Origin of the sequence: Candidatus Nanosyncoccus nanoralicus, assembly GCF_004138405.1 — a bacterium.
Taxonomy (GTDB): Bacteria; Patescibacteriota; Saccharimonadia; order Saccharimonadales; family Saccharimonadaceae; genus Nanosyncoccus; species Nanosyncoccus nanoralicus.
In genome coordinates this window covers 1-13,626 of sequence record NZ_PRLL01000008.1, presented here as the reverse complement: position 1 = coordinate 13,626, position 13,626 = coordinate 1, and the positions used below count along the sequence as shown (strand labels likewise).

The following is a 13,626-nucleotide window of genomic DNA, read 5'->3' as shown; positions in this document are numbered from 1 at the left end:
ATCGATGACTATATCGCTGGTTTCACTAATCAAAAGCGGCTAATTTTTAAAAATGTTGACCCCACCACCCCACACACAATACGCGAGATCAAATTCAGCAGCCTTGGCCGCATTGTTGACCAAAAGCTCACCCATGTCCCAATTCAAAATAAAATCGAGCCACATAAACAAAAGCCTTCAAATACTACACAGGACATAGCTCAGCAAAACACTTCAAATACGCAGACAACCTACACTAAAAATACCGAGACAAGCCCAAATCTAGTTTCTTTAATTAATAAACTACCAAATTGTGGCGTAAAAAAGCGTTTTCCATTGCCGCAAATCCAGTACTTTAACGCTTATTTTTTCTAATCTGCCCACCCGAAGACAAATGCCAGTGGTCGCCGTATTCACAATGATATACGGTCAATTCTGGTACTCCATAGTCATGAGCCACCACCTGTGCCGCCACCTCAGCTTCATCTCGCGAAGCATAACAAATCTTCTGGCTATCACCAACCCAACATCGCCTTGGTTCATAACTACCAAAATTAATTTTTTTCATACTCTGTTATTATACTATTATCTCTGTAAAATTATGTATAAAATACAACAAAAATATAAGCAGTTTCCATTGACACACTACATATAGTGTCATAAAATAAACACAGACACTAAATATAGCGTCACCAATACTAGACTAATAACAAAAATTTAATCAAAAAACATTGAAGAAATTTTGGACACAATCAAGGAGGTAATTTTTTATGTTCAAAAAAATCGTCAAACGTGATGGAAAGATTGTTGACTTCAACCTAGACAAAATCACCGATGCCATCGCTAAGGCCGGCGCCGCGACCGAAGAGTTCAAACACGATCGTGCAGCCCAATTATCCGAAAAAGTACTTAAACTTGCTGAAGAAACCGTTAAAGAACGCACTCCTACTGTTGAGCAAATTCAAGACTTAGTTGAGAAAGTCTTGATGGATTCAAGCTTCAAGCGCACCGCCAAAGCTTATATCACTTACCGACAGGATCGCAATAAAACCCGTAATGCAAAATCAAACCTTATGGGCATCTACAAAACAATTGCCATCGCTGATGCTTCTGAAGACTCAGATGTTAAGCGTAGCAACGCCAACGTTGACGGCAACTCCGCCATGGGTAAAATGCTACAATTTGGCGCTGAAGGTTCAAAAGTCTTCGCCAAAACCGTTCTTGTAGACCCCCGCTTTGCTGCTGCTCATGATAATGGCGACATTCACATTCACGACCTAGACTTTTACGCCACTGGTACATTAACTTGTTGCCAAACTGACCCACTTAAACTATTCGCTAATGGTGGATTCAATACTGGACACGGACATCTTCGCACTCCAAACTCCATTGCCTCCTACGCCGCCCTTGCTGCAATCATCCTCCAGGCAAACCAAAACGAACAGCACGGTGGTCAGTCAATCCCAAACTTTGACTACGCCATGGCTCCAGGTGTGAATAAGTCTTTCAAGAAAGCTCTTCGCAATAATCTAGAGAAATACAACAAATACTCTGGCAAAAAAGTAGATGTTAAAATCCCAGACGACATCGCTTATGGTGACACTGAGACTCTTAAGAAGCTAAAAATTCCAGAAACAGTTATCGAAACTTCAAATGAAGACGTCGAGAAACAAACTTTCCAAGCTATGGAAGGATTCATCCACAACCTCAACACCATGCACTCTCGCGCTGGTGCCCAGGTTCCATTTACTTCTATCAACTTCGGAACCGACACCACTCCAGCCGGTCGCCTAGTTACTAAAAACCTTCTAGAAGCAACCGATAAAGGTCTCGGACATGGCGAAACCCCTATCTTCCCAATCTCAATCTTTAAGGTAAAAGAAGGTGTCAGCTACAATCCCGAAGATCCAAACTACGACCTCTTCAAGCGCTCAATGGAAGTTTCCTCAAAACGCCTATTCCCAAACTTCACCTTTATCGATGCACCTTTCAATCTTAAATACTATAAAAAGGGTGATTACAATACTGAAATCGCTACCATGGGCTGCCGTACTCGTGTATTCTCATCCGTCTTCCCAGAATCAGACGGTATCGTCACTGGTCGCGGTAACAACTCATTCACTACTATCAACCTTGTTCGCCTTGGCATTAAGCACGGTATCGCCCTTAAAGAACGCAAAGAAGCTGACTGGACTGGCTTCTACAAAGAACTCGACGATCTCATGGATCTATGTAGAGACCAACTTCTCGAGCGTTACGAGTTCCAAGCTAACCAGCACGTCCGTAACTTCCCATTCCTCATGGGCGAAGGTAACTGGTTTGGTAGTGAAAAACTTAAACCAAATGACACTCTTCGTGAAGTCATTAAGCATGGTTCACTCTCTATTGGTTTCATCGGTCTCGCCGAAGCTCTAGTTGCAATGATCGGTAAACACCACGGTGAGAGCGAAGAGGCTAGGGAATTAGGTCTCGACATCATCACTCATATGAGTAAACGCTGTGATGAGTACGCTAAGAAAAACCACCTCAACTTTGGTCTTATCGGAACCCCAGCTGAAGGTCTCTCTGGTCGCTTCACCAAGATCGATCGCAAAGAATTCGGTACCATCAAGGGTGTAACTGATCGTGACTACTACACTAACTCCTTCCACGTCCCAGTCTACTACCCAATCTCAGCCTTTGAGAAAATTGAAATCGAAGCTCCTTACCACGCACTCTGTCCTGCTGGACACATCTCCTACATCGAACTCGATGGTGATCCATCACAGAACATTGACGCCTTTGAGGCTGTTATCCGCAAAATGCACGATTCAGGCATTGGCTACGGTTCAGTTAACCACCCAGTTGACCGCGACCCAGTCTGTGGCTTCTCAGGTATTATCGCCGACACTCGCTGTCCATCATGTGGTCGTGTCGAAGACGAAGTTCCATTCGAAAGACTCCGCCGTATCACCGGTTACCTCGTAGGCTCTCTCGAACGTTGGAATGATGGTAAAAAGGCTGAGGAACATGATCGCGTCAAGCACAATGTTTCCGGTACCTACACCAAAGCCCAAAAAGCCGCTCGTGAATGCGCAAAAGCAAACTCAGCAGCTGCTTTCGGTAAAGAATAAAGAACACCGACATTAAAAGTTAGGAGCAAGTCTCCTAACTTTTAATTATTAAATTAATAAGGAAAACTATGGCTCAAGAATTTGTCTCACCTGTCGCCGGCTCCAACAGTCAGTATCTCAGATTATCTGGACCTATCGAACATGACAGTATTGTTAATGGCTACGGACTTCGTGCCGTCATCTGGACCCAAGGTTGTTTCATTGGCTGCGAAGGTTGTCAAAATCAAGAAACTTGGGACCCTGAAGGCGGCGTCTTAGTCAGCGTAGAGGATATAAAAGAAGAACTTCGTCAACTCAAGGGCCAGACTGGACTCACCTTCTGCGGTGGGGAACCGTCAATTCAAGCTGCCGCCTGTATCGAGATCGCTAAATTCGTAAAAGAAGAACTTGGCTGGAATGTTTGGTCATTTTCTGGATATACCTACGACGAAATCAAAGCTAAAAACAACCTTCAATGGGAATTCTTTAAGACTTTAGATGCTCTTATCGATGGACCATTCGTTCTAGCCGAAAGAGATTTAACCCTTCGTTTCCGTGGCTCCCGAAACCAGCGCCTCTTACACCTTAAAGATGGCGAAATCACCTCCATTGAATAAAAGCTTTATCTAAAGAACATAAAAATAACCTCATAAAGAGGTTATTTTTTTCTTACTGCTTGAACTTAGATTTTATTCAGCAAGTCATTTGCTCGAACAATCATTTCATCAGACTCATCAGTCTTAATCACATAAATTGGCTTTGACCCGACAGCTGCAATATTACACTGCCTCTCATTCATATCGCCAGTATTTTTTGCTTCATCGATTGTAAAGCCAAGATACCCAAGTTTCTGCACCACTCGACGCCTAACATCATCAGACCTCTCACCAATTGTCGCAGTAAAAACTAGAGCATCTACTCCACCCAAAGAGGCTGCCATTTGACCAATTGCAGATTGTAAACGATAGATATATAGAGCATGTGCAAACACACCGCGTGAGTCACCTTCATCCCTTAACCTAATAATTTCGCGCATATCATCACTTTGGCCAGATACACCCAAAAGTCCACCCTGTTTATTAAGATATTTTTCAAGCTCATCATCAGTTTTTAGCCCTAACTCACGCTTAATTGCAAGCGCAGCAGCAACATCCATCGAGCCGGTCCTTGTTGCCATCATTACCCCCTCAAGTGGAGTATAGCCCATGGTCGTGTCATGTGATTTGCCATTATACACTGCAGTAATTGACGAGCCTGAACCAACATGGCAAACAATCATCTTTTCTTCCAAAATATCCTGTTCACGCATATATCTAGCAATCGAACCAACTGAAAGACCGTGATAGCCCCAGCGTTTAATATCATATTTATTAGCAACCTCCGTATCAATTGCGTAAGCCTTCATCAACTCTGGTCTTGAATTATGGAAACCAGAATCTGAAATTGCGATCACAGTGGTTTCCTTAAAAGTCTTCTTTAATTGCTCAATTTCATTAGCAATTACAGGTGCATGCAGTGGTGCTCTTGCTTTTGCGGTCTCAAGTTGAGCCAAACACTCTTCATCTACAATATGGTCTTCTGCAAAATAACTTCCTGGTGCGGCCACGCGGGCTAAAATTGCATCAAGTTTAGTAGGACCACCAATATACTGCTCGTCCACTAAGATTTTTTCCAGACCAGAAACCACCTCATTAAGAGTCGTAAATTTTGTTTCCGTCTTATTTTTAGTACCATCAGCTTTTTTCAGCGTATATACAATCTTGTCCCCCTCAAATTCAAAATGCAATGCACATAGAAAGTTACTACCACGATATAGAGCATATTTCCGAGAACTACTCCCAGGGTTAGTAATCAGAATTAGTCGATCGTTATTCATCATTTACTCCTCTTTTATATCATCATTATATCCTAAATATCTTTTTTATGCAGAGATTATTTAGCACTCTTGCATTTTGAGTGCTAAAACACTATAATTAATAGTAATTATGTCTACACAAAAAGATTATTATGAAATTTTAGGCGTATCCAAAAACGCATCCGATGACGAAATTAAGAAAGCGTATCGAAAACTCGCCTTTAAATACCATCCAGATAAAAATCCTGGTGATAAGGAAGCTGAAGCTAAATTCAAAGAAGCTACAGAAGCAAACGAAGTACTTTCCGACAAACAAAAGCGTGCGCGCTATGATCAATTTGGTCATGCAGGTGTAGGTGGAAATTCTAACTACGGCGGCGGCAATCCTTTTAGCGGCGGTAGCTACTCATTTAATGGTCAAAACTTCAATTTTGATTTTGGCGGAGATGGCAACATCGATGATATCTTCAGTACTCTCTTCGGCTTCGGTGGAGGGCGAACCCAAAGACGCCGTGGTGCAGATTATCGAACCGTCCTGACCGTCTCATTTGAAGAGTCAATTTTTGGTACCACCAAAACTGTTCAAGTTGACGGAAAAGAGATTAACCTAAAAATCCCGGCCGGTATCGATGATGGTCAATCCATTCGACTACGTGGACATGGTGGGCCAGCCCCTGACTCCTCTGGAGAAGCTGGCGATTTGTTAGTCCAAATTCGAGTTCGCCCTCATAAGACCCTAACGCGCGAAGGCTATATTATTCTTTCCGAACAACATATCTCCATGATCGATGCCGCTCTTGGTTGTGAAGTAGAAATTGAGACTATTGACGGTAAAATCACCATGAAGGTACCTGCTGGCACTCAATCCAGTACTCCATTTAAACTTTCCGGACACGGTATACCTATGCGTGGAGAGGAACGTGGCCCACATATCGTAAACATTATTGTCGATACTCCAACCAACTTATCCAAGAAACAAAAAGAATTACTTGAAGAGTTTCGCACCGCAAAAAAACGTGGTTTCTGGAATTAATTCTTATCCACAAACAGCCTTATGCTATAATTATCTAAGTAATGACGATTGAGAATACAGAAAACGGCAAGAATATAGCAAGCAAACAATCTCATCCCTTATTGATTTTTCTAGGACTTATTATTACCCCTTTCTTGGTAGTGGGAGCAACATTTTCTGTTTTTCAAACAAAACCAGTCTATGCTGAAGACTATGATCTAAACACAATAACTCATAAAAAGCTAAACGATTTAGAGAGGGGAAACATCTCCACTGGCTGCGCCTCGATTCAGGTTAGCCTGAGAAATCTACAAAAAAATGACTCAAAGACTCGTGTCCTCCTTGGTACTAGTTATCAAACACTCTTAACCAACTATTTTTCGCCCCTAAACATCCGTCTTATCAAAAACAATTTGCCAGATATTAATCTCAGTCGCATTCAAACTGAAATGTTCACTTCCCGTAATGATTTTACAAATCTTTTTATTACTTACAGTCAACATTTAGAAACACTCATCTCTCTAGACTGCAAAAATCAGCCTAATGAATTTTATTATGAGCTTGAAAATGTGCGTTTTTTACGAGAAAAGCTCGAAGACTCGGTTACAAAAACCAACAACATCGTTTCCTCGCATCTCCAATTGGTAGATCAGCTTAAGCATAACATGGCAATCAAAGATTCCGAGAACCAGAAAAAGGAGAATCAATGAATCACTTTACATCAAGAGGGGGTAAAGCTCTAATTCGATTAGGCATCATCTCCACCATAATTGCAATCGCAACAACCGGCCTGTCCTTATATCTCTATCACGCCAGTGGCGATATTTACATCGACCGTTCTCGACCTGGATTCCTCCCCGAAAAGCACGAAAATGAACAGTTCGACAATAATTCGTCTTATCGTTTTTCTGAAGAAGGCAAGATTAGCGAACAAGAAATTGAAGAGTATCTAGAGAATATTCGACCAATCATCAATACTATCAACGAGACTAAAAAACCTTTTTCCAAAGATAGCCTTTCTGATAAGTCGCTAGGTATTTCTAATTAGTCACCATCCCACAACCACACAAAACTAGAATCCACTAATATCTCACCTTTTGCATTCTCTACTACTATTCAATATAAGACTTTACAAAATCTATATTTTATTTTAGAATATATAAAATCTAGTATTATTATTTGAGTAGGGAGAATTTAAAATGGGGTCGCTAAGGGAAGCGCTATTAAAAAATGGCGTATTTTATTTTGAGAACGACGGCATCAGATATACAGTCGAAGGCGGAGCCGGTTGCTATATGGTTGTCAGAGATGCCAGTGGTATTGTTCGCTATCGTATCGAAGGTTCAGAGCTTAGCTCAGACCTAGTAGTACGCGACATTTCTTCCGGACTCGTGGCTTTTACTGTCAATTCAGCCTCCTTGTTCTAGAAACACTTTTGATGTCTTTTGCTATAATATACTTATGGCTATCATAATACCAATTGCAATTTTACTGCTTTTCTACTTATTCAAAAGACGTTTAGGTTCACCAACCCTAGCCTCTATCGCTGGGGCACTTATTTACAATCTCTTTATTGAAGATATTGTTCGCTTCACCTCAAGCTTTATTTCAACTATTCCTGGCTCCTATATCCAATTTTTCGTATTATGCTTTTTTATCCTTCTGCTTCCTCTTATTTTATATTTTCGCCAGTCACATAGCCATTCAACTGGTCTTTTTTACATTATTAAATGTCTCGGTTTGACCAGTTTTATTTTTATATTGTTGGCACCGCAACTGCAGTTGTTTTTGCCATTCGATCAAATAAGTACCAATATCTTGCATACCATCACTCCTTTTAATCGTTTGATTATCCTGCTTTGTTCTGTCTTCGCTTATCTTGATATTCTTTTTTCGCAAAAAGAAATATAAACAGGCAATTATTAAGTATAGATAGAAGAAACTTATATTATTTTTTGCCACCGTTACTGTCAAAATCTGTATCTCACTAAAAATTCCGATCAGCTTAACCTGTAACTCCAGAAGACTAATCCCTCCACTAAAAAGAAAATAGAGGTGTCCGTAAATCCAGAACGGCAAAATTCCAACCATTGCAATACTAAATAGAATCATCGGCATCAATGGCGATAATAATACCGTCATGAGAATAGATAACCACGAAAAGTGGCCAAAATAATACAAGATTATCGGTAGAACCATTAGATTAACAGCCACCGCTACAATCAACCCCTTTCGAAGATTAAACACGCTATCGACTTTAGCCAACATCGTTCTCAAATAGCCCTTCTTCTCCAAGCTTCTTTTTTTATTAAAACCTTTTCCAAACAAGAAACCCTCTATCAATGGATTAAGGACCAATATTCCAACATACGCCAGCATCGATAATTGCCAACCAATACTATTAATAAAATTTGGATTAATTAACAGCGTTATTGTAAACGTCAAAAATAAAATTCTACCTTTATCTAGTTTTCTTCCATAATAACTTGCAAAAATTTGACAAAAGACCACAATTGCTGCTCGCATTAGTGATGGGGTAGGCCCAATCATCATAATATATAACAGAACAAAAACTCCACAAAAATAGCTTTTCACTAATCTAGACATGGGCTTTAGTCCGTCGGATAGTATCTTTACCAAAACTACTAGATGCATTCCCGAAATCACGATTAAATGCGTTAAACCGATTTCGCTAATCTCTTCTTTTAGACTACTACTTAGGCCACTTTTATCCCCAACTAAGTATGCCACGGCCAAACCGCTTATTTTTGGATCGAGTCGATTATTTAAATTTGTCTTTATATAATCACGAAAACTATTTTCTTCCCGCGAACTCTGCAATTTGTCATCTTTAAACTGATATTTTGTCTCGGCAGGAGATCTACAACTCACCCTCAAAAAAGTTATTATTGCAATTACAATGATTATTATTTTACTAATTTTATTCACCATAAAACCTCATTTAATTTCCGCCCCAAACTTACTTCATTAGCACAGTATTATCAAGACTCTTTTGAAAAAATCCTCACAAATCTTTGTAGTAACAGAGAGAAAAATCTTTATCATAAGCAAGATATTTTTAATCAACATAAGCAAGATATAAAATAGCAGCCATAAACTCTTTCATATTTCTCATTAGATTCATATTAATAGACCTACTCTTAAAACTTGCATTCTCTCCCCCTACGATATAAGCTAGATGTAATGAGAAAAAAAGAACCCAGAATTGCCACACCAAAAATCCCCCTCCGTATTGACGACTTTGCCACCACGGGGCAGGGAATTGCTACCCTAAATTCAGAGCTCATCATTAATCAGCAGTCTTATTCCGAACTAGTCGGCGTCAAGGTTTTACTCTGGAATGCACTTCCGGGAGAAGTAGTTTCCAAATTTCAAATTGTCACCCAAAAGCCACATTTTATTGAAGGAATCGCCATTGAATTTGAAAAGCAATCTGAATCCCGCGTTGTGCCGCAAGACAAACAATTTCTCTCAACTTCCCCCTGGCAGATTCTAAATGATCAAGCCGAATTATTCGCCAAATCCAATATCTTAGTTTCTCTTTTTACCCATCTCGATAAAACTCATCCCATCAATAAAGATTTGATTCTAAATATTCCTATTCACCAATCACCGAAAAATTATTTCTATCGCAACAAGATGGAGTATTCACTTTATTATAATCACGACACCGAAAAAATTCAGCTCGCCGTACATTATCGCGGTTCCCATCGTAAAATGCCTATTACCAGCTCTTCTCTTGAATTGCCAGCCATCTTTACCCGTGCCAGTCAAATTATCGATGAGTTAAATCGAACCAAACAAGAGGCCCGTTCTTTTCAGTCATTACTTCTTCGTGCCAACCAATCCGGCGAAGTTAGCGGTGGACTCCTTGAAAACGGTAAGCCCCATCCAGTCTTTCCGAACCTGACTGACACTCTCCTTGGCAACACCTACTCCTACTCACCTGGTGGCTTTTTCCAAATCAATTTACCTGTCTATGAGGCTGCTCTACTACAAATTAAGGCCTTCCTCGAAGACTCTACCTCTGTTTTAGATCTTTACGCGGGTGTTGGGACCATTGGCTTATCGGTCACCAGAGACAAAGCACTTACTCTTGTGGAAGTAAACAAGTCCGCCTATGAAGAGCTCGCCGCTAACTCCACCCGTGTAATCCACGCCACGAATAATCAGCTCATTCATCCAATTCTTGCCAAATCCGAAGAAGTCTTAGACCAAATTTCCGCCGATGCAAGCGTAATTCTTGACCCACCAAGAGCTGGCTGTGACCAAAAACTCATTCAAAAACTCTGTGAAGTCCAACCTCAAAAAATAGTCTATCTATCCTGTAATCCAGCTACGCAAGTTCGCGACCTCTCTAGTCTACTCCAAAATTACGATATTCAATCCATTCAAGGCTTTAATTTCTTTCCACACACCCCCCACATCGAATCTTTGGTTTTATTAACACTTAAATAAGGAGTCTTATGCCACTCAATCAAAAACAGCAAGAAGCAGTCGAATATCTAGATGGACCTCTTCTAGTTTTAGCCGGTCCAGGCACAGGTAAGACTCAACTCCTTTCTAAAAAAGTTGAATATATTCTTCAAAATACTGACACCGACCCAAGTATGATTCTATGTATCACCTACACAGAGGCCGGTGCTGAAAATATGAAAGAACGCTTACGTAGCATGATTGGTCAAGCCGCTGACAAGATTGATATTATGACCTTTCATGCCTTTGGTCAAAAAATTCTCGGTCTTTATAATCAGTTTGCCACAGAACCACAACGTAGCTTCACTGAGCCCATCGAGGAAATTATTCAACTCAAAATCATTGAAGAACTACAAGCAAATCTTTTTTGCCACAGAACCACAACGTAGCTTTAATGAGCCCATCGAGGAAATTATTCAACTAAAAATTATTGAAGAATTACAAACAGATCTTCCTAACTCCTATTTACTAAAAGCTGAACAAAAGCAAAAAAATTTACTCAGTCTTATCGCTAAAATCAAAGTTTCAAAGGTTTCGCCGGCAGAGCTCAGAACTATTGTTAAGCAAAACCAGCAAGATATCGAAATTCTAAACAAAGAACTTGCCCCCATCTTGCAGTATCTTCCAGATAAAGCCTCTGGCAAAAATGCCTATACTAAACTAGCCGAAACCGTCTACCTCCCACTGCTACAAAAGCTTGGTGAACTCAAAACCGATCAGCCAATCGTGGGTCGTATTTACTCTCTTTTTGATGTTTTTTATGAAAAAATTTATTCATTTATTGAAGAGCAAGCCAGCTCAGAAAAACCATCGGTAAAGAATATCAATAACTTTATTAAGAAGTATTTTTCAAAAGACAAAAATGGTATCTTTAAATTTTCCGAACTAGCTAGCAATCAACGCCTTTTGGAATTAGTTGAACTTTATGAAAAATATCAAAGCTATCTTCAAGAACATGGATATTTTGACTTTAACGACATGATTGAGATGCCTATTAAGTATCTTGAAGATGATATTGATTTTCGCCGCAAAATTGCTCAGAATTATTTATACATCATGGTTGATGAATACCAAGATACGAACCCTTCACAAACTCGATTACTTGAATTAATCGCCGACGAACAAGAGTCTCCTTCCGTAATGGCTGTTGGCGACGACGATCAGTCAATCTTCGAATTTCAGGGAGCTAAAGCCAGTAGCCTTATTTATTTCAAAAATCATTTTAACGCAAAAGTAATTGTTCTCACTGAGAACTACCGCTCTACAAGTGAGATTCTTCGCTTCTCACGCAAAATTGCTGATCAGCTAGACGAGAGTTTCATTAAAAATGAAGCTATGCAACGTAGTCTTCATGCAGAAAATCAAGTGACTGAAGATCTCAAGAAAGAATTAACTTCCGTACGTAACTCCGACATCCTAAAAAACAACCTTGAAGACTTCTTGTTTGAACAAATATTTTACTCAGCAAACCAGGTAGAAAATGAGGACACAGACTCTAAGCAATCATCACAGCTGAATAAATCTATTACTCAAAAAACTTTCATTGAAAGGCATCAATTTATTAACCAAGACGCTGAATATAATTGGATCGCCGGGCGGGTACATCAACTCATCCAGGCTGGCACAGATCCTTCCGATATCGGTATTCTTTTCCCAAAACATAAATATGCCACTGCCTTAATTCCATATCTACGCAAATACCCCGAAATCGACCTCGCTTACGAACGCACCGAAAATATTTTAGAAAATGAACAAATCTATGAATTGCTAACCCTCTGTAATTTTATTTATCAACTTTCTGAAGGGGAAAACCCCAGCTATATGTTACCCGAAATCCTTTCCTTCAATTTTTGGGGCATCCCTAGCGAAGACATGATTCTTGCTTTTTGGGGTATTCCTAGCGAAGATATGATTCTCGCCGTTCAATCCATCCATCGCCATAAACGTCCAGCGCTTGAAATTCTGCAGAATTATCTCGATAATCCATATTTTGCTGATCTCGCTGCCTTCTTTGCCGAACTAGCTAAACTGTCCCTGACTCTACCACTTGAATTCTTGCTTGATATAATTTCTGGAATCTCACCAATCGAAATCACCGTTAATCAACAGACCAAAGCTTTCACTTCTCCTTTTCTTACTTTCTACTCAAAAGATTTATATTCCAAAAATACTTTTGATTTTTATAATCGCCTGCGTCTACTTCGCAACCGCCTTCTCTCTCGTACCAAAAAAGATAAGCTACGCCTTGCTGACCTCGTCCAGCTTGTTGATGATTACAAAAAGACTGAAACCAGCATTACTGAACAAACTTTTTATCGAGATTCCGACAAGGCCGTTAGCCTTATGACTGCCCATAAATCAAAAGGACTAGAATTTAAGCATGTCTTCTTGATCAATCTTACAGCCTCCGCATGGGATAGCTCAGGAGGACCGAATGCCCTTACTCTCCCCCTAAATCTTGAAGTTATCGGTGACGCTCGCAATACCCAAGACGGCAAAAAACGACTTCTCTTTGTCGCTATCACCCGTGCTGCCAAAACCCTTACTATGACCAGTCCAAAGTATGCTGATGACGCAGAAAAAGAAAACAAACCCCTCTCCTTTCTCGATGAAAAAGTTATTCAAACCGATGACCAATCATATATTTCCTCCCCATTTATTCCAACCGGTCGGGTTATCGAACATAACGAAATGCTCTCTGATGACGAAAAGGTCTCGGCTATACGTCGTATTTGGTTAAATAAATTACTCGATCCATCCGAAAAAATCGAACCCCTCCTAAAAGAGCGCGTAAAAGATTTTCGGCTTTCTGCCTCCCATATTTCATCATTTATTCGTCTCACTTATGGCGGACCACTGAATTTTTACCTTAATAGTATTATTAAGGCACCTAGTGAGCCAACTTCATTAAATATTGCTTACGGTAATTTAATCCATAAAGTATTCGAGGAGATAACCAAAAATCAGCTTACTAAAGAAGACGCTATTTTACTTTACACCACAGAGGCCAAAAAACAGGACTTACTAGAAGAAGACATTAAAACCTTGATTGAGCGTGGTGAAGATGAATTGCCTCTAGCGATTGATGAATACCAATCAATCCTACGAAGCCCCGGCGCTAAGGCTGAAGTTGATTTTAGCAATGAACATCTCATTTTTGACGGTATTCCAATTACTGGAAAAATTGATCA

At 40.0% G+C, this 13,626-nt stretch carries 12 protein-coding genes and 1 pseudogene; 10 read left to right on the top strand and 3 right to left on the bottom strand.

The window, feature by feature from the left end:
* A partial coding sequence (locus G3KMM_RS02790) for a hypothetical protein (RefSeq protein WP_164998468.1) occupies window positions 1-354 on the top strand: 354 nt, incomplete at its 5' end.
* On the opposite strand, the gene G3KMM_RS01670 is transcribed toward G3KMM_RS02790, so the two are convergent.
* Window positions 335-547 (bottom strand): hypothetical protein, encoded by a 213-nt coding sequence (locus G3KMM_RS01670; RefSeq protein WP_129604698.1) that lies wholly within the window; start codon window positions 545-547, stop codon window positions 335-337. The two genes, G3KMM_RS02790 and G3KMM_RS01670, sit on opposite strands and share 20 nt — an antisense overlap.
* Before the next feature lie 202 nt (window positions 548-749).
* On the opposite strand from G3KMM_RS01670, the gene G3KMM_RS01665 reads away from it, so the two are divergent.
* Entirely contained in the window at window positions 750-3,092 is a 2,343-nt protein-coding gene (locus tag G3KMM_RS01665) for an anaerobic ribonucleoside triphosphate reductase (protein ID WP_129604695.1), read from the top strand.
* 68 nt (window positions 3,093-3,160) lie between these two features.
* Window positions 3,161-3,688, top strand: a complete 528-nt coding sequence (gene nrdG / locus G3KMM_RS01660) for an anaerobic ribonucleoside-triphosphate reductase activating protein (protein ID WP_129604693.1) — start codon at window positions 3,161-3,163, stop codon at window positions 3,686-3,688.
* Between the two features lie 65 nt (window positions 3,689-3,753).
* Here nrdG and G3KMM_RS01655 read toward each other — a convergent pair whose 3' ends face one another.
* Window positions 3,754-4,950: an acetate/propionate family kinase gene (locus G3KMM_RS01655; protein WP_129604690.1), complete on the bottom strand. Its 1,197-nt coding sequence runs from the start codon at window positions 4,948-4,950 to the stop codon at window positions 3,754-3,756.
* Window positions 4,951-5,056: 106 nt separating this feature from the next.
* Here G3KMM_RS01655 and G3KMM_RS01650 point away from each other — a divergent pair.
* From G3KMM_RS01650 to G3KMM_RS01635, 4 genes and pseudogenes are all read left to right on the top strand, one after another.
* Window positions 5,057-5,872, top strand: a pseudogene (locus tag G3KMM_RS01650) (DnaJ C-terminal domain-containing protein); the annotation flags it as partial.
* Window positions 5,873-6,000: 128 nt separating this feature from the next.
* Window positions 6,001-6,648, top strand: a complete 648-nt coding sequence (locus G3KMM_RS01645; RefSeq protein ID WP_129604682.1) for a hypothetical protein — start codon at window positions 6,001-6,003, stop codon at window positions 6,646-6,648.
* Complete coding sequence (locus tag G3KMM_RS01640; RefSeq protein ID WP_129604676.1) at window positions 6,645-6,986, top strand: hypothetical protein; 342 nt, start codon at window positions 6,645-6,647, stop codon at window positions 6,984-6,986. The genes G3KMM_RS01645 and G3KMM_RS01640 overlap by 4 nt, the downstream gene beginning before the upstream one ends.
* Before the next feature lie 151 nt (window positions 6,987-7,137).
* Window positions 7,138-7,365 (top strand): hypothetical protein, encoded by a 228-nt coding sequence (locus G3KMM_RS01635; protein ID WP_129604670.1) that lies wholly within the window; start codon window positions 7,138-7,140, stop codon window positions 7,363-7,365.
* Window positions 7,366-7,642: 277 nt separating this feature from the next.
* Here G3KMM_RS01635 and G3KMM_RS01630 read toward each other — a convergent pair whose 3' ends face one another.
* Window positions 7,643-8,890 carry a ComEC/Rec2 family competence protein gene (locus G3KMM_RS01630; protein WP_129604665.1) on the bottom strand — a complete coding sequence of 416 codons (1,248 nt, stop codon included), beginning with the start codon at window positions 8,888-8,890 and terminating at the stop codon, window positions 7,643-7,645.
* A 252-nt stretch (window positions 8,891-9,142) separates the two neighbouring features.
* Between G3KMM_RS01630 and G3KMM_RS01625 the strand changes: the two genes are divergently transcribed.
* The 3 genes from G3KMM_RS01625 to G3KMM_RS01615 form a co-directional block, all read left to right on the top strand.
* Entirely contained in the window at window positions 9,143-10,417 is a 1,275-nt protein-coding gene (locus G3KMM_RS01625; RefSeq protein ID WP_129604658.1) for a class I SAM-dependent RNA methyltransferase, read from the top strand.
* Between the two features lie 8 nt (window positions 10,418-10,425).
* Window positions 10,426-10,824 carry a UvrD-helicase domain-containing protein gene (locus G3KMM_RS01620; RefSeq protein WP_129604653.1) on the top strand — a complete coding sequence of 133 codons (399 nt, stop codon included), beginning with the start codon at window positions 10,426-10,428 and terminating at the stop codon, window positions 10,822-10,824.
* On the top strand, window positions 10,778-13,626 hold a 2,849-nt coding region (locus G3KMM_RS01615; protein WP_164998467.1), incomplete at its 3' end, for an ATP-dependent DNA helicase. The genes G3KMM_RS01620 and G3KMM_RS01615, both read left to right, overlap by 47 nt.

Excerpts from the sequence above, each read along its gene's own strand:
- G3KMM_RS01630 (WP_129604665.1), bottom strand. The coding sequence starts at position 8,890 with ATGGTGAATAAAATTAGTAAAATAATAATCATTGTAATTGCAATAATA.
- G3KMM_RS01640 (WP_129604676.1), top strand. The coding sequence starts at position 6,645 with ATGAATCACTTTACATCAAGAGGGGGTAAAGCTCTAATTCGATTAGGC.
- G3KMM_RS01635 (WP_129604670.1), top strand. The coding sequence starts at position 7,138 with ATGGGGTCGCTAAGGGAAGCGCTATTAAAAAATGGCGTATTTTATTTT.
- G3KMM_RS01620 (WP_129604653.1), top strand. The coding sequence starts at position 10,426 with ATGCCACTCAATCAAAAACAGCAAGAAGCAGTCGAATATCTAGATGGA.
- nrdG (WP_129604693.1), top strand. The coding sequence starts at position 3,161 with ATGGCTCAAGAATTTGTCTCACCTGTCGCCGGCTCCAACAGTCAGTAT.
- G3KMM_RS01625 (WP_129604658.1), top strand. The coding sequence starts at position 9,143 with ATGAGAAAAAAAGAACCCAGAATTGCCACACCAAAAATCCCCCTCCGT.
- G3KMM_RS01645 (WP_129604682.1), top strand. The coding sequence starts at position 6,001 with ATGACGATTGAGAATACAGAAAACGGCAAGAATATAGCAAGCAAACAA.
- G3KMM_RS01655 (WP_129604690.1), bottom strand. The coding sequence starts at position 4,950 with ATGATGAATAACGATCGACTAATTCTGATTACTAACCCTGGGAGTAGT.
- G3KMM_RS01670 (WP_129604698.1), bottom strand. The coding sequence starts at position 547 with ATGAAAAAAATTAATTTTGGTAGTTATGAACCAAGGCGATGTTGGGTT.
- G3KMM_RS01665 (WP_129604695.1), top strand. The coding sequence starts at position 750 with ATGTTCAAAAAAATCGTCAAACGTGATGGAAAGATTGTTGACTTCAAC.